This window comes from Acinetobacter sp. BY419, assembly GCF_019038395.1.
GTDB lineage: Bacteria > Pseudomonadota > Gammaproteobacteria > Pseudomonadales > Moraxellaceae > Acinetobacter.
In genome coordinates this window covers 25494-41645 of the sequence record NZ_JAGFXZ010000029.1, presented here as the reverse complement: position 1 = coordinate 41645, position 16152 = coordinate 25494, and the positions used below count along the sequence as shown (strand labels likewise).

Below are 16152 nucleotides of genomic sequence, written 5' to 3'. Positions count from 1 at the left end.
AACGTTCAAGATCCTTGCTGAGCGTTATCGAAATAGAGGCAAAAGACTCGGTTTGAGATTCAATTTAATTGCTGGTATCTATAACCTGGAACTGAGTAAAAAATGATTTATGAAAGAAGTCTAATATGTAAAAAATTTATATTTGAAAATTACTATGAATGAAGAACAACTAAATAGTAGAAATATTCCGTTGCCTATCCAAAGAGAAGTTAGACAAAGATGCGGGTTTGGATGTGTTATCTGTGGAATGCCCTTATATGAATATGAGCATATGGAAGAATGGGCTCTAGTTAAACGTCACGTTGCTGATGAAATAACTTTATTATGTGATCAGCATCATCGTGAGAAAACTAATGGATTATTACCAAAAGAAGTTGTAAGAAAAGCTAATAAAGAGCCTTTTAATTTACGTGAAGGAGTATCTAAACCTTATCTATTGCATTTCTCCGGTGAAGAGGCAATTGTCGAAATAGGTGGAAATACTTTTAGTTGTGTGGACCAAGGATACGGCACAGCAATGGTGCCTATTAGTGTAGATGGAACACCGTTAATTGGATTGATATTAGCTGATGGGCATTTTTTACTAAATCTAATAATTTTTAATGAGTACAATTCGCCAGTTCTTCATATTAAAAATAACCAATTAATTTTCAAACCCGTTGCTTGGGATATCCAATTAGTTGGTACTACTCTTACTGTACGGGAAAATCATCGAAAAATTTTGATAGAAATAGAGTTTTGCCCTCCTAATAAAGTGATATTTAAAAGAGGAAGATTCCTTCGTAATGGAGTGGAAATTTTAGTCCGCCCTACTAATATTTTGATAGCTAATAATAGTACGATTATTAAAGGTTGTAGTGCTATAAATTGTTTTGGTGGTTTAATCATTGGACATCATGAAAAACCGATAGGTGGTTTTTTTGCTCTGGATGGGATTAGTAGATATTTAGGTTCAAATAAAGAAGCATTAAAATTTGAGAAAGAGTCTTTACAAAGAAGTGATGTATAGTAAGAGCTCAGGTAATTTAGATTGAGCATAATATTATGAAACTTAACTCATTCTCCCCAATCCCTGAAGATGATGACGAACTGCATCTTCCTGAACTGGTGTACTGGGCTTCTTTAGGCGATGTCGAACAGGTCGAGCAGGCTTTACAAGAAGGTCTGGACGTCAACTCAGCCGATGAAGAAGGCTATAGTGCCCTACAGGCCGCTGCTGAAAATGATCATTTAGATGTGGTCAAACTTTTGGTCAGCAAGGGCGCGGATATTGCCCATCGCAGTCCAAATACTGCTTTAGAACTTGCCGAAATGGCAGGCAATAAAGAAGTCGTGATTTATCTGAAAAGCCTGGCCGGTGGTATCTAAATATAAAAAAAGAACCTCAATCGTGAGGTTCTTTTTTTATTGTAGGAGCTTAAGCAGCTTCATCTTCAAGTTCTTTCAAAATGGCTTCATTAAAGGCAGGAATATCATCCGGATTACGTGAAGTAATCAGTACCCAGTCGCCGGTATTGCAACGATGAACTTCTTCATCGACCCATTTCGCGCCAGCATTTTCCAGATCCAGCTTGATACTCTTATATGAGGTCAGATTCTTGTCTTTAATTCGATCTGCATCAATTAAGGCCCATGGCCCATGACAGATCGCGGCAATCGGTTTGTGATTGTCGGCAAAATGCTGAATGATTTTCTGCGCATCCTGATTGATTCTTAGAGTATCTGCGTTGACTGTACCGCCTGGAATCACCAACAAATCATAATCATTCAAATCGACATGGTCGAAACTGGTATCCGGCGTATATTGGGTAGCAGCTTTGGTATCACCTTTGACAGTGGCTACATCTTCATTTTTTTCTGCAGCATGAATCACTTCAAAACCTTTGGACTTTAGAAAATTTAAAGGCTCAGTCAGTTCATCATGTTCAACGCCTTGATTGGATGTAATAAAGAGGACCTTTTTTACCATGATTGCTGTTCCCAAAAAATGTGAGGATTTTTAGCTTAACAACAAGCAGATTTTTACAATGTTGGAGTTTTAACTCGGAACTGTTAAGCAATGATAAATAAAGCAATGTATATTAAAAGGAATACGCAGAAAAAAAGCCCCAACATCCTGTCGGGGCTTTTTCGTATCTCGTGATTTAGGTATGACTCCTGTCGTACCTCACATCCTGGTGTTGCGATGTTCTTCTTGTTGTTAGGTCTTCGGCGCATCCTGCTCTGTATGTCTCTAAAGTAATACACAACCATGTTTCGCACTAGCAGCAGATAGCGTTTATCACTGTACGTTTTGGCTTACATGGGAGCAGAGAAATTGAGCTGTATAAACCTGGTCAGGATATTCCTTTAAAAATGGATATCGAGGCCGATATAGGGACCTTTAAATTCCAGCTGTAAATCAGGATGTTGATTCTGTTCAAAATCTACCTGCATAATGCGATAACCGACTTTGGCACCGACATCGACCAGCAGATTATCAATAAAGTCGTATTGTAGTTCGGCTTGTACATCGGTTTTTTTGCTATCGCTGCCGTGACTGTAAATGGCTTCCGCTTTGGCACTCATACCGGTAAATGGCAATTTCACACCTGCTGTTGCATAGAGCAGCGGACTATATTCATCCAGGTCGTATTGGCTAAAAGTAGCGGCATTCAGGTTTTTCACCGTACCATCCAGACTGCTTAAACCTAGGCCTACATCCGCATGCACAATGGTATCCAGTAATTCGTAATACAGAATATAGTCAATATTCTTCAGCTCGATATCTGAGGCATTGGCAGGAGAACGCTGTTCGCTATTGCTGTCCAGATTGACGTATTTAATTTTGGCATTCGGTAAAAGTGGTAGCGGATGTTCAAAGGCCACAGACAGCTGCGCCGTGCCTTGTCGATCCAGGTCATGCTTGAAGCTGCTATCTTGACTATAACCATCAAAATTCCAGTAACTTAAATCAGCTTTTACCCCGATTAAATCTGCATGACTGAGTGTACTGAGTCCAAAACTGAATAATAGTGTGGTGAGTATTTTTGCGCGCATGGCTCTATTTCCCTATAGCTGTCTTCAAATTGGGTGGGTCTGTTACCTAAAAACATCTTCTTAATATGTATCAGCAGGTGCATGATATAGAGAATTTTAAAAATGTATATCCTTGGATGTTGAAGGACGAGAAGATGGTATCTGTAGAAGCAAAACAGCATAAAGATTATTCACTATATGTAGCCGGCCAGGCTGTTCAGACAGGAGAATGGCTGGAGGTCAAACACAAATATAGCCAGAAGCTATATGCACGTGTCGCCCTGGCAGATGCCAACACGCTAGAACAGGCGATTCAGTCTGCGGTAGATGCTGAAGCCGAAATGGCCGCATTAGAGCCCTTCCAGAAGCAGAAAATTCTGCTGCACTGTGTACGCCGTTTTCGCGAAATTCGTGAAGAACTGACGGAAATCCTGATTGCAGAAGGCGGCAAACCACGTAAAGCGGCCGAAGCTGAAGTCGAACGTCTGATTAATACTTTTCAGATTGCCGCGGATGCCGTGACTCAGATGGACCAGGGACGCATCCTGCCTTTAGCAGTCACTGCAGCAGCTTCGGGTTATCAGGGCATGGTTAAACAGGTACCGATTGGTGCAGTCTCTCTAATTAGTCCGTTTAATTTTCCCTTGAACCTGACGGCACATAAAATTGCCCCTGCGATCGCGGCCGGCTGTCCTTTCGTTTTAAAACCTGCGAGCCTGACCCCGATTTCTGCCCTGAAAATTGCCGAGATTCTGGCGGAAACCGATTTGCCTCAAGGTGCATTTTCAGTCTTGCCATGTCCGCGAGACCTAGCCGATGTACTGGTCACCGATGACCGTTTTAAACTGCTCAGCTTTACCGGTTCCGATGCTGTGGGCTGGGACATGAAAGCCCGTGCCGGCCGCAAAAAAGTTACACTGGAGCTGGGCGGTAATGCTGCAGTGATGGTCGAGCCGGATACAGAAATCACCGATGCACTGATTAACCGTCTGATCGGTGGCGCCTATGGTCATGCCGGACAGGTATGTATCAGTGTGCAGCGGATTCTGGTGCATCAGGATATTTATAATGACGTGAAACAGAAGATGGTTGCCAAGCTGAAAACGCTCAAGGCAGATGATCCAAACCTGAGCACGACTTTGGTCGGGCCAATGATCAAGAAAGCCGAGGCCAAACGGCTAGAAACATGGCTGGATAAAGCCGTGAAAAAAGATGCAAAAATTCTGGCAGGCGGCCAACTGGACGAGGTGCTATTCGCACCGACCTTGCTGGAAAATGTAGATCAAGATCTGGAAATTTACCGGGACGAAGTTTTTGGTCCTGTGGCCATGATTGAACCTTATAGCGATTTTGAATCCGGTATTGCCTGTATCAACCGCAGCCGTTTTGGCCTGCAGGCCGGGGTCTATACCCAGAATCTGAACAAGATGCTGTATGCCTGGGACCATCTGCATGTCGGTGGTGTCATCATCAACGATATTCCGTCTTTCCGGGTCGATAACATGCCCTATGGCGGAGTAAAAGATTCAGGTCTGGGCCGTGAAGGGATTCAGTCCGCCATTCGCGACATGCAGGAAGAGCGCATGCTGGTCATTAAAGCTTAAGTTCAGTATGTTCATTACTTCAGATCGCAAGCCGGGTGGTTTTTAAATAGGGTGATGGGATCTGGGTCTATTGCATAATCTTAAATTTCAGGCCGGGGCAGGGAAAGACTCTGCTCCGCATATTTCCACCAGAAAAAGGCTTCATCCGTAGAGATTGGTAGCGCTTAAACACAGGGTATTAAATAGCGATTTATCCTGATGACAGGAAAAGCTTTAAGGGCCATAAGCCTGTAGTAAAACTTAATAAAAATATATTCCAAAAAGTTTGTCAATATATAACCTTTAAAATAAAGACTTTTTAGTAGAATTATTGAGCGATTAATTCAAACAGATTATAAATAACGAATATTTTGAGCAGAATTTACAGAAAAAATTTACAAAAGTCAGTATTGTTAAATCATCTACAAGGTCAGTTTTTTGATCAGACTTTAAGCAAGCTGTAAGACCTGCTGACCTGTTTGTACATTAGAATTCGACACCCACAAGGTGCCCTCTAATTCAAACACCCAAAATTATTGAAAATGCTTCTTTTTTTGCTTGCGCTATAACCATAACAAGCAGCATCTGAAGAGGTTAAAAGTTTAGGTGTTCTATGACAGAAACTCGTGAGAATTGGTCCGCACGCTCAGGATTCATTATTGCAGCGATTGGTTCCGCCGTTGGCTTGGGGAATATCTGGCGTTTCCCTTATGTCGCCTATGAAAATGGTGGCGGGGCATTCCTGATCCCTTATCTGATTGCGATTTTTGCAGCAGGTTTACCTTTATTGTTTTTAGACTATGCGGTCGGACACAAGTTCCGTAAAGCGCCGCCATTGGCCTATAAAAAACTCATGAATGCCGAATCCCTGGGCTGGTGGCAGGTCATGGTCACCCTGGTGATCGGGATTTACTATGCCAGCGTATTGTCCTGGGCCGGCAGTTATATGTTCTATTCCTTTGGACAGCAGTGGGGCTCAGATACCCAGGCCTTTTTCTTCAACACTTACCTGCAAAATGGTGAAGGCCTAACCTTAGGTTTTGTGCCTGTACTGTTCTTTGGTCTGGTGGTGGTCTGGGCTGCGGTCATGCTGATTCTTTACGGTGGGGTACGCCGTGGGGTAGAGCTGGCGAATAAAATCTTTATGCCATTACTGGTGGTTTTATTTTCCATTCTGGTCATTCAGGCAGTGCGCTTACCGGGTGCAGTTGATGGCTTAAATGCTTTCTTCACGCCGAACTGGGAGGCCATGACCAACTATAAAGTCTGGCTGGCAGCTTTTGGTCATATCTTCTTCTCACTGTCGGTGGGCTTCGGGATTATGTTGACCTATGCCTCTTATTTGAAACGCAAAACCAACCTGACCGGTTCGGGTATTGTGGTGGCACTGGCTAACTCGTCTTTTGAAATTCTGGCGGGGATTGGTGTATTTGCAGCGCTTGGTTTTATGGCGTTCAGTTCTGGCGCTAAAGTTGAAGATGTAGTGTCTGGCGGTATTGGTCTGGCCTTTATTGCTTTCCCGAAAATCATTTCAAGTTTAGGTACAGGCGGTGACCTGTTTGGCTTCCTATTCTTCGCTTCATTGACGGTTGCCGGTATTACCTCGATGGTGAGCATCCTGCAAGTTCCGATTGCTGCGTTCCAGGACAAACTGGGCTGGTCGAAGAACAAGTCAGTCACGATTATTGCCGGTGGTTCAGCAGTGGTTTCTACCTTGATGTTCTCGACCCATAGTGCCGTTACCTTTGTTGATATCATTGACTACTTTGCCAACAATATCGGTATTGTCGGTGGCGGTCTGTTATCGATTATTCTGTTGTCATGGTTCCGCCGTCCATTGTTGAAGCAGCTGCAAGAACATGTGAACCAGTTTGCCAGCGTGAAACTTGGAAGCAGCTGGAATTTCATGCTAACGGTCATCACACCTTTGTCTTTATTGCTGGCATTGGGCCTGACTCTGAAATCGATCATGACTGAAGGTTATGGTGACTATCCTGCGACTACCCTGTGGATGGTTGGAGGAGGCGTCATCGCATTCTGTATTCTGGGCGCCATTCTGTTAAGTCTAGTCAAAGATCGTCGTAGCTAGGAGAACGAATATGAATACCTCTGCACTGATCATGATGATTTTCTCCATCGTTTTATTATGGGGCGGTCTGCTACTCTCTGTAATTCATCTGGCAAAAAATCCGGAAGAACCAGAAGACTAACAATCTTCACATAAACCTACTGTTGCCATAAATGGAAGTCATTATCATCTTTGATGATAATGACTTTTATTTTTGACGTGTCAACATGGCCCCACTGTTAGATGCACAGGTTTATACGGCTTTTGCCGTGACTTTTTTGGCCGGTCTGGCTACCGTGGTGGGTGGGGGACTTGTACTGTTCTTAAAAAAACCCAATTTCCGTCTGCTGGCCTTTGGTCTGGCCTTTGCTGCCGGTGCCATGATCTATGTGTCTTTAACCGAAATCCTGAACAAGTCGATTGCTTCCTTTAGTCTGGATTTTGATGAAAAAACCGGTTTTGCCTTTGGCACTTTTTCCTTTTTACTGGGAGTGATTCTGGTGCTATTACTGGATCGCTTTGTGCCAAATCCGCATGACACCATTGAAACCCGTTCTGCCCAGGGTGTCAGCTCATCACAATTACTGCGTACCGGCATGCTGACCCTGTTTGCAATTAGTGCACATAACTTGCCCGAAGGCCTGGCGACATTTTTTGCCACGCTGGAAAGTCCTGCTTTGGGCGCACCGTTGGCGGTCGCGATTGCGATTCATAACGTGCCAGAAGGTGTCGCGATTGCCTTGCCGGTGTATATGGCCACTGGCCGCAAAGATTATGCCCTCGGGGCCAGTCTGGTCTCGGGACTGGCTGAACCCTTGGGGGCGGCGCTAGGTTATTTTATTCTGGCGCCTTATATGAGTGAAACGGTCTATGGCCTGATCTTTGGGATAATTGGTGGCGTTATGGTTTATCTGGCACTAGATGAATTATTGCCGACTGCAAAACGCTATTCTGAAGGGCATGAAACGGTATATGGGCTGGTCAGTGGCATGGCTGCTCTGGCTACTAGTCTGGTGATTTTTAAGTTTATTCAATAAGCCTGAGACCTACTAAATCACAAGGCATAAAAAAGGCAGCTTAGGCTGCCTTTAATTTTAAACTTATCACTTATGCGGTCTTTTCAATACGGCAATAGAAGAAGCCATCGCCTTGATCTGCTTTTGGCAACAACTGACGACCATGAATCTGTTCGATGCCCCAGTCGGCTTCGATCTTGATTTCTTTGGCATCGCTATGCTGGGCAAAGAACTCGACCATCTGCTGTTCGTTTTCCGCTTTCAGAATTGAACAGGTGATATAGAGCAAAGTACCCCCGACTTTCAGCTGCTGCCACATATTTTCCAGAATCTGTTTTTGCAGCTCAACTGTTTTCGGAATATCGGTAGACTGACGTAGTAAACGGATATCCGGATGACGACGGATGACACCAATTGCAGAACACGGTGCATCTAGCACAATACAGTCCACCGGCTCCGGTGCTGTCCAGGTGATCGCATCAGCCGTGATAATTTCAACTTCTGCATATTCAGTTAACAGTAAACGTTCCAGATTTTCTGCTACACGAACTAAACGTTTGGCATCCTGGTCAATTGCATAGAGCTTTTTCGGGCTATATTTTTCTAGGATGTGAGCAGTTTTCCCACCTGGCGCAGCACAGGCATCTACCACGATTTTGCCTTCAAGGTCAGGAACTAAGGTCGCACACAGCTGGGCATGTTCATCCTGAACCGAGAAACCGCCGGCTTCATAGCCCGGCAGGTTCGGAATATGGACATTCTGTTCCAGAACGATGCCAACTTCAGACAGGGTGCAGGCACGTGCTTCATAGCCTTCTTCTTCCAGAATTTCCAGATATTCATCACGGCTAACCTGGTTGACATTGACACGCAAGGTGAGCGGTGCAATCTGTTTCAAGTCATGCGACAGTTCAGCCAGCTGTTCCGGCCAGTCTTTCTTTAAACGCTTGTAGAGCCAGCTCGGCAGGCCATGGGCCTGGTTTAAAGCCAGGTCAAATTCTTCTGTTTCACGTGAAACACGACGCAGTACCGCATTGACCAGACCGCTTAAAGGTTCAAAACCCAGCTGTTTGGCAGCAGTCACGGTTTCTGAAATCGCAGCATGTGCCGGAATACGGGTACATAGAATCTGGTACAAACCCAGATACAGACAGCTTTCTAAAGCCGGGTTATCGAGGGGTTTGGTTAACAGCGGCAGGGTAATGGCTTTGAGGCCATGCCACTGACGTAAACAGCCCAGAGTTAACTCGTGATATAGACCACGGTCACGTTCAGACACGATGTTGATATGTTGATTGAGTACAGAAGCAAGTGATTGACCATTTTGTACGGCCAATAGCGTTTTTACAACTTGCGCGCGCAAATTCAAGTTTTTAGCTGATGATTGAATTTGGCTCATGCGAATTTATATCCTACCGATAGTTTTTGAGTTTGATTAATTTGAACAGCATTCAGGGCTTTGCCGCCTGGCCATTGCAGATTGGTGATGCAAATGGCATTTTGGTCGCCACACATTACATGTACGCCGTCTTTATCCAGGGCAATCACTTCACTAGGCAAAGCACTGCTTGCATGCTGCGTAGAAAGTGAGGAGTTCCAGATACGTAAATTGTTGCTCTCATCCAGCGGAGTGAATGCTACCGGCCAGGGATTAAACGCACGAATATTACGGTCAATGTCTGCTGCAGGCTGGGTCCAGTCAATTTGCGCTTCCGCTTTGGACAGCTTATGCGCATAGACAGTCAGGGCTTCATCCTGGACTTCACGCGTCTCCAGATAATGCTGTAAAGTCTGTTCCGATTCGAGTACGGCCACAATCGCTTCAGCACCTTGTAAGGCCAGTTTATCATGCAGGCTGGCAGAGGTATCTTCGGCAGTAATCGGGCACAGGGTTTTATACATCATGTCCCCGGTATCCAGACCCGCTGCCATTTTCATAATGGTCACACCCGTCTCGGTATCACCGGTGGCGATGGCACGTTGAATCGGGGCTGCACCACGCCAGCGTGGCAACAGGGAACCATGAATGTTCAGGCAACCATATTTTGGTGTATCCAGAACCACTTGTGGCAGGATCAGGCCATACGCCGCTACCACCATCACATCTGCATTTAAGGCTTTAAGTTCTGCTTGCGCCGCCAGACCTTCTTCCGTCGATGACTTGAAATGCAAAGGCTGATAGACCGGAAGATGGTGTTCAAGCGCCAACTGCTTGACTGCGGATGCCGTGAGTTTTTGTCCGCGTCCAGCCTTGCGGTCAGGCTGGGTATATACCGCCACAATTTCATGCTCGGTTTTGAGCAGCGCAGCCAATGCAGTCGCTGCAAATTCTGGTGTGCCTGCAAATATGATCTTCACACATGAAATTCCAAATAAACTTAAAGGGTATTATAAGCCAAAAGCCAAATTTCAGCCTAATCGTTGCAAAAACTTATACGACAAGCTTTGTGAGTGCTTGAATTTCGGTGGAATTTTTATATAAAAAAAACTCATGCAAATTGTAAAAATTATTCATGAAAGTTTTGTATTGTCTTGATGATGATGGCGGTATAGTAGATTTATCCAAAAATTTTTATCGTCAGATCATTCAAACCTCTCTATATATATTTTTGCCTGCATCTACAGCCAAAGGGTCATCTTGTAAAACAAGGGCTTGTAGTATGATAGGTGTAAAATTCAACTGATTTAAACTCCTTGTCAGTATGATTTAGCCAGAGTGGATCTGCCCGATTCATTGCAAGCTCAAACTTTGTTGGAAATATAAAATGCCTGACTATCGTTCAAAAACATCGACACACGGAAGAAATATGGCTGGCGCACGCGGTTTATGGCGTGCCACCGGTATGAAAGATGAAGACTTCGGTAAGCCGATTATTGCGGTGGTGAACTCGTTCACCCAGTTTGTTCCAGGTCATGTGCATCTTAAAGATCTCGGTCAGCTGGTGGCACGTCAAATTGAAGCGTCAGGCGGTGTAGCAAAAGAATTCAATACCATTGCAGTCGATGACGGCATCGCGATGGGTCATGACGGCATGCTGTACTCGCTGCCTTCGCGTGACCTGATTGCAGACTCAGTCGAGTACATGGTCAATGCGCATTGTGCCGATGCGATGGTGTGTATCTCGAACTGTGACAAGATCACCCCGGGCATGTTGATGGCGGCGATGCGCCTGAACATTCCAGTGGTATTTGTCTCTGGCGGTCCGATGGAAGCGGGTAAAGTCAAAATTCGTGGTAACGACCACGCGATTGACCTGGTGGATGCCATGGTGGTTGCGGCAGACGACAGCTTCACGGATGAAGAAGTAGCAGCCTATGAACGTTCAGCCTGTCCAACCTGTGGTTCATGTTCAGGCATGTTCACTGCCAACTCCATGAACTGCTTGACCGAAGCTTTGGGTCTATCCCTTCCGGGCAATGGTTCTACGCTGGCAACCCATGCCAACCGTAAAAAATTATTTGAAAAAGCCGGTCAACTGATTGTTGAAATTACCAAACGTCATTATGAGCAAAACGATTACAGCCTGTTGCCACGTTCAATCGCCACCAAAGCAGCCTTTGAAAATGCCATGACTTTAGACATTTCCATGGGTGGTTCGACCAATACGGTTCTGCATTTGTTGGCCGCTGCACATGAAGCAGAAGTTGATTTCACCATGACCGACATTGACCGTTTGTCGCGTCACGTACCGGTGCTGTGTAAAGTTGCACCGGCTGTGCAAAACGTACATATGGAAGACATCCACCGTGCTGGTGGCATCATGTCGATCCTGGGTGAACTGGATCGCGCGGGCTTGCTGGATACTTCTGTACCAACCGTGCATGAAAAAACCTTAAAAGACGCCCTGGATAAATGGGACATCATCCGGACTGAAGATGAAGAGGTGTATAACTTCTTCAAATCGGCACCGGGCGGCGTACCAACACAAACGGCCTTCTCACAAGATCGTTACTACGCGCGTCTGGATGGTGACCGTGATAATGGCGTAATCCGTAACGCGGCCAATGCTTTCTCACAAGATGGTGGTTTGGCTGTGCTGTATGGCAATATCGCGCTGGAAGGCTGTATTGTTAAAACAGCAGGCGTGGATGATTCAATCCTGAAATTCAACGGCACCGCGCGTGTCTTTGAAAGCCAAGATACGGCGGTTGAAGCGATTTTGGGCGGAAAAATCACCGCAGGTGATGTGGTGGTCATTCGCTACGAAGGTCCACGTGGTGGTCCGGGTATGCAAGAAATGTTGTACCCCACCAGTTACCTAAAATCGAAAGGTTTAGGTAAAGACTGTGCACTTTTAACTGATGGCCGTTTCTCAGGCGGTTCGTCTGGCCTTTCAATCGGTCACGTATCTCCTGAAGCTGCGGAAGGCGGTGCGATTGGTCTGGTTGAAGATGGTGACCGTATCGAAATTGATATTCCAAACCGTACGATTCACCTGGCCGTAGACGAAGCAACCATGGCAGTACGCCGTGAAGCGCAAGAAGCCAAAGGCTGGCAGCCTGCAGAACAGCGTCCACGTAAAGTGTCTAAAGCCCTGAAAGCTTATGCAATGCATACTACGAGTGCCTCGAAAGGTGCGGTACGTGATATCTAATTTGTAGCGCTTGCAGATTAAAAAAAGCACTCCAGATGGAGTGCTTTTTTATTTTTATTGAAAAATTAAAAATTGCACTGCTTCGAATAGCTTTGAAGGTTCTGATTGTTTTTGTGTAGGCAGACTTTTACTTTTGACAGAACAAAAGTAACGAAACCCTCTTGTTGTCCTGATGCTATGTCCTGAACAAGTTTAAAGCATTGCTTTAAACTTAGTGCAAGGCAGTGAACACGCGACATCCCTGTCGCTTGGCCATGTGATTAAAAGTTTTTAAAAATTCATCAAAATGTTTTTCTGTAGGGTAATTTCTTTTACATGCTGAATGCTTTCTATACAATGATCTTAAAATAAATTGCTAAAACTGAAGTTTTAAATCAGTCGACGCCAAGGAAGAAAATAATGAGTAAAGATAATATCCGCGAGCATTCAGCACCCGTTTATGAAGGTATTGAAAATGCACCGGCCCGTTCCATGATGCGTGCTACCGGTTTTCAAGATGCCGATTTTGAACGTCCATTTATTGGTATTGCCTCAACCTGGGCCAATGTCACGCCTTGTAATATGCATATTGACGGTCTGGCTAGAACCGTAGAACAGGGGGTAAGTGCTGCGGGTGGCAAGGGAATTATCTTTAATACCATTACCATTTCAGATGGCATTTCCAATGGCACGGAAGGCATGAAATATTCACTGCTGTCACGGGAAGTGATCGCAGACTCGATTGAAACGGTCGTGGGCTGTCAGGCTTATGATGGAGTCATCGCGATTGGTGGCTGTGATAAAAATATGCCCGGCTGTATTATGGGGTTAGCTCGTCTAAACCGTCCGGGTCTGTTTATTTATGGCGGCACCATCAAACCAGGCGAAGGCCATACCGACATGATTTCGGTATTTGAAGCGGTGGGCCAGTATGCCAAAGGTGAAATCAACGCCATTCAGGTCAAGCATATTGAAGAGGTGTCCTTGCCGGGTCCGGGTTCCTGTGGCGGCATGTATACTGCCAATTCCATGGCTTCTGCTATTGAAGCTTTAGGCATGAGCCTGCCGGGTTCCTCTGCACAGGAAGCGGTGTCAGAAGACAAGCAAATTGATTGTGCCCGGGCCGGTGAAGCGGTGATGAACCTGCTGCGACTGGATATTAAACCACGCGACATCATGACCAAGGCCGCCTTTGAAAACTCGATTAAAGTATTGATTGCGCTGGGCGGTTCTACCAATGGCGTGCTGCACCTGCTGGCCATGGCGCATACCGCAGGTGTGGAATTGAGTCTGGATGATTTCGTGCGGATTGGTAAAGATATTCCGGTGGTAGCAGATGTACGTCCATCAGGTAAATATTTAATGTCAGAACTGATTGCCATTGGCGGCATTCAGCCACTGATGAAGCGCATGCTGGATGCCGGCATGCTGGATGGTTCATGTCTGACCGTGACTGGTAAAACCCTGGCGGAAAACCTGGCCGATGTGCCGGACTATCCGGAAGGCCAGCAGATTATTCTGCCGTTTGATGCGCCAGTGAAAAAAGACTCGCATCTGGTGATTTTAAAAGGCAACCTGTCACCGAATGGTGCGGTAGCAAAAATTACCGGTAAGGAAGGCCTGCATTTTGCCGGGCCGGCTCGTGTATTTGAAGGTGAGCAGGGTGCTATGCGCGGTATTCTGGATGGCGAAGTCCAGCCGGGGGAAGTGGTGGTGATTCGCGGAGTTGGCCCTAAAGGTGGCCCGGGAATGCCGGAAATGCTGAAGCCGACTTCTGCGATTATTGGTAAAGGCCTGGGAGCATCAGTCGCCCTCATTACCGATGGACGCTTCTCTGGTGGTAGTCACGGTTTTGTGATTGGTCATGTCACCCCCGAAGCTTATGAGGGTGGTCCGATTGGTCTGGTGCAAAATGGTGACCAGATTTCAATTAATGCGGAAACCCGGGAAATGACCTGGCATGTGGATGAACAGGAAATTGCAGCACGTCAAGCGGCCTGGACCAAACCAAAACCGAATTATACGCATGGAGCACTGGCCAAATTTGCCAAACTGACCTCGGGTGCAGAAACCGGAGCAGTCACTGACCTGAATCTTGACCTCTAATCCATTGTTAAACATTGAACATTTGCTTATGACTTGATATAAGTTTTTACACCATGCAGGGCTTTGGGTTCTGCGATCTTAAAAATAGATTATTCTGCGCAGATTCTCGTTTGTCGAGCTGTGCACCGTCATTCTTCTCGAGGCCGATCTCATGTCCCTGTTACGCCGTTGGTTTGATCCAATCCGATCGAGTTGGTTTTACCAAAAACCAATCCGTCAAACGGTGTTATCTATTGAAGATGGGCTGAGTATCCATTTAAGACTGGATGATGTGTACAGTTATCTGGCGGTACAGCAACTGCCCCAGCTCGAAGAAATTTTGAGTTCGGAACTGAAGCCGCTGAAAGTGATTATTTCCAGTGCGCATGCAGAACCACCCAATCAGATGTCTTTTGATGAATGGCAGCATTACACGATTAATGATGCCAAGATCTTGTCAAAGCAGCATCGTTTCAGTTTTCATGACACCCCGGAATTACCGAGCGCTGAAGCCTTGAAACAGGCGGAACTGATTTTACGGCGAACCCCTTTGCGCGGGCAGGACTTTCTGTATCTGCTGGAAGATGTATTCCATATGCTCTGGCAAAAGCAGACCGGAAAATTGCGGACCTTATATGCCATGGCCAGCCGTCATCATCAGCCACAGGATTTTCCCGAACGCATTTTTGATCAGACCCCGATTCTGGCCAGCTATTTTAATTTAGGCGGACGCCAGTATCAGGCGGTGGATGACCTGTTACGCCTGACCCGGCGTCTGGAGCAGCAGAAACTCCTCACCGGAAATCCGATTTTCCTGATCAATCATATTGAATGGCGCGAGCACCTGATCAGTGATGCCGAAGAGCTGAATGAGATCCAGTCGATGGATCCGGAACTTGACTTATATCTCGCGCTAGAAGATCCGATTTCCTGGTTGTTGCTGGCCTATATCAAGGAAGAGCTGGCGAATTATTATAATATTCACCTGAATGTTTATCCTTTATCTTATCGCGGCCGGGATAACTTTGACTGGAGTCTGGCCACGCGCTTATCCAAACGGACTGAAGTCGAATTTACCCCGTTCTGCCGACCGACCGAGCAGGCGATTGCCCCTATGGCGCAGTTATTTTATAGCTGTCCTGAAGAGGAGCGCATTGAGGCAATGTACCAGATTTTGCAAGCCGTCTGGACCCGTGGTAAAGACCTGTCTTATGCGCCCCATTTCAATCATTTGCAGCAGCAGCTCAATATTCTGGAGCTGACCCAGGATGATGTGCTAGCCAAACTCCGAGACAACGATATGCTCTGTGAAATGAAGTCGCAGCCGAATTTTCCAGTGCTGGAATTACGCATAGATGATCAAAGTTATACATTTAATAGCTTATATCGGGTCTGGATGATTGAAAGTATTTTCAGTAATGTGTTAGAAGAAAAGTATAAGAGTAATAATCAAACTGAAAGTGAACTGAAAAAACATGGAAAAGATCAAAGCTGAATCATTAGAACATGCACGTCAACAGATCGATGCCATTGATACAGCTTTAGTTGAGCTGATCGCTGCGCGTCAATTTTATGTTGATCAAACTACACGTTTCAAAAAAACCGAAACCGATTTACAGTCGCCGGAACGTATGGAACAGATTGTAGAAAATGTTAGGGCACTGGCGCAGCAGCAGGGCGTAGATCAGGAGTTTATTGAACATCTCTATCGTGAAATGTTCCATTATTTTATCCAGCGTGAACTGAAAGAGTTTCGTCCTTAAGCAGACTCGTTCTTTAGCAGAAGCCTTGCGGGGCTTCTTGTTATT

General features: G+C 45.7%; 14 protein-coding genes and 1 pseudogene. 11 read left to right on the top strand and 4 right to left on the bottom strand.

Going from position 1 to position 16152, the window contains the following annotated elements; translation table 11 throughout:
• The 3 genes and pseudogenes from KUG37_RS11555 to KUG37_RS11545 form a co-directional block, all read left to right on the top strand.
• Positions 1–106 (top strand): annotated as a pseudogene (locus KUG37_RS11555) (IS5/IS1182 family transposase); the annotation flags it as partial.
• A gap of 48 nt (positions 107–154) precedes the next feature.
• Positions 155–1009, top strand: coding sequence for a cell division protein (locus KUG37_RS11550; protein ID WP_216937413.1), 855 nt, complete (start codon positions 155–157; stop codon positions 1007–1009).
• Positions 1010–1044: 35 nt separating this feature from the next.
• Positions 1045–1368, top strand: a complete 324-nt coding sequence (locus tag KUG37_RS11545) for an ankyrin repeat domain-containing protein (RefSeq protein ID WP_216937410.1) — start codon at positions 1045–1047, stop codon at positions 1366–1368.
• Positions 1369–1417: 49 nt separating this feature from the next.
• On the opposite strand, the gene KUG37_RS11540 is transcribed toward KUG37_RS11545, so the two are convergent.
• Both KUG37_RS11540 and KUG37_RS11535 read right to left on the bottom strand, forming a co-directional pair.
• Positions 1418–1969: a type 1 glutamine amidotransferase domain-containing protein gene (locus KUG37_RS11540; RefSeq protein WP_064096852.1), complete on the bottom strand. Its 552-nt coding sequence runs from the start codon at positions 1967–1969 to the stop codon at positions 1418–1420.
• Positions 1970–2349: 380 nt separating this feature from the next.
• Positions 2350–3039 carry a TIGR04219 family outer membrane beta-barrel protein gene (locus KUG37_RS11535; RefSeq protein ID WP_216937408.1) on the bottom strand — a complete coding sequence of 230 codons (690 nt, stop codon included), beginning with the start codon at positions 3037–3039 and terminating at the stop codon, positions 2350–2352.
• 134 nt (positions 3040–3173) lie between these two features.
• Here KUG37_RS11535 and KUG37_RS11530 point away from each other — a divergent pair, with 134 nt between their 5' ends.
• The 4 genes from KUG37_RS11530 to zupT all read left to right on the top strand — a co-directional run bounded on the left by KUG37_RS11530 (position 3174) and on the right by zupT (position 7706).
• Positions 3174–4622, top strand: a complete 1449-nt coding sequence (locus KUG37_RS11530; RefSeq protein ID WP_216937406.1) for an aldehyde dehydrogenase family protein — start codon at positions 3174–3176, stop codon at positions 4620–4622.
• A 592-nt stretch (positions 4623–5214) separates the two neighbouring features.
• Entirely contained in the window at positions 5215–6690 is a 1476-nt protein-coding gene (locus KUG37_RS11525; RefSeq protein WP_216937404.1) for a sodium-dependent transporter, read from the top strand.
• Between the two features lie 10 nt (positions 6691–6700).
• Positions 6701–6811: a methionine/alanine import family NSS transporter small subunit gene (locus tag KUG37_RS11520; RefSeq protein WP_216937402.1), complete on the top strand. Its 111-nt coding sequence runs from the start codon at positions 6701–6703 to the stop codon at positions 6809–6811.
• Positions 6812–6896: 85 nt separating this feature from the next.
• On the top strand, positions 6897–7706 hold the full coding sequence (gene zupT / locus KUG37_RS11515; RefSeq protein ID WP_216937400.1) for a zinc transporter ZupT: 810 nt from the start codon (positions 6897–6899) through the stop codon (positions 7704–7706).
• 70 nt (positions 7707–7776) lie between these two features.
• Here zupT and rsmB read toward each other — a convergent pair whose 3' ends face one another.
• Both rsmB and fmt read right to left on the bottom strand, forming a co-directional pair.
• Positions 7777–9084 (bottom strand): 16S rRNA (cytosine(967)-C(5))-methyltransferase RsmB, encoded by a 1308-nt coding sequence (gene rsmB, locus KUG37_RS11510; RefSeq protein ID WP_216937398.1) that lies wholly within the window; start codon positions 9082–9084, stop codon positions 7777–7779.
• A complete protein-coding gene (gene fmt / locus KUG37_RS11505; protein WP_216940464.1) occupies positions 9081–10043 on the bottom strand; it encodes a methionyl-tRNA formyltransferase in 963 nt (320 codons plus the stop codon). The genes rsmB and fmt overlap by 4 nt, the downstream gene beginning before the upstream one ends.
• Positions 10044–10450: 407 nt before the next feature.
• Here fmt and ilvD (KUG37_RS11500) point away from each other — a divergent pair, with 407 nt between their 5' ends.
• The 4 genes from ilvD (KUG37_RS11500) (at position 10451) to KUG37_RS11485 (ending at position 16107) form a co-directional block, all read left to right on the top strand.
• Positions 10451–12280, top strand: coding sequence for a dihydroxy-acid dehydratase (gene ilvD, locus KUG37_RS11500; RefSeq protein ID WP_216940463.1), 1830 nt, complete (start codon positions 10451–10453; stop codon positions 12278–12280).
• 399 nt (positions 12281–12679) lie between these two features.
• Entirely contained in the window at positions 12680–14365 is a 1686-nt protein-coding gene (ilvD, locus tag KUG37_RS11495) for a dihydroxy-acid dehydratase (protein ID WP_216937391.1), read from the top strand.
• A 151-nt stretch (positions 14366–14516) separates the two neighbouring features.
• Positions 14517–15839 carry a hypothetical protein gene (locus KUG37_RS11490; protein ID WP_216937389.1) on the top strand — a complete coding sequence of 441 codons (1323 nt, stop codon included), beginning with the start codon at positions 14517–14519 and terminating at the stop codon, positions 15837–15839.
• Positions 15820–16107, top strand: a complete 288-nt coding sequence (locus KUG37_RS11485) for a chorismate mutase (RefSeq protein WP_195725371.1) — start codon at positions 15820–15822, stop codon at positions 16105–16107. Before KUG37_RS11490 ends, KUG37_RS11485 begins: the two co-directional genes overlap by 20 nt.
• The last annotated feature ends 45 nt before the right edge of the window (positions 16108–16152 follow it).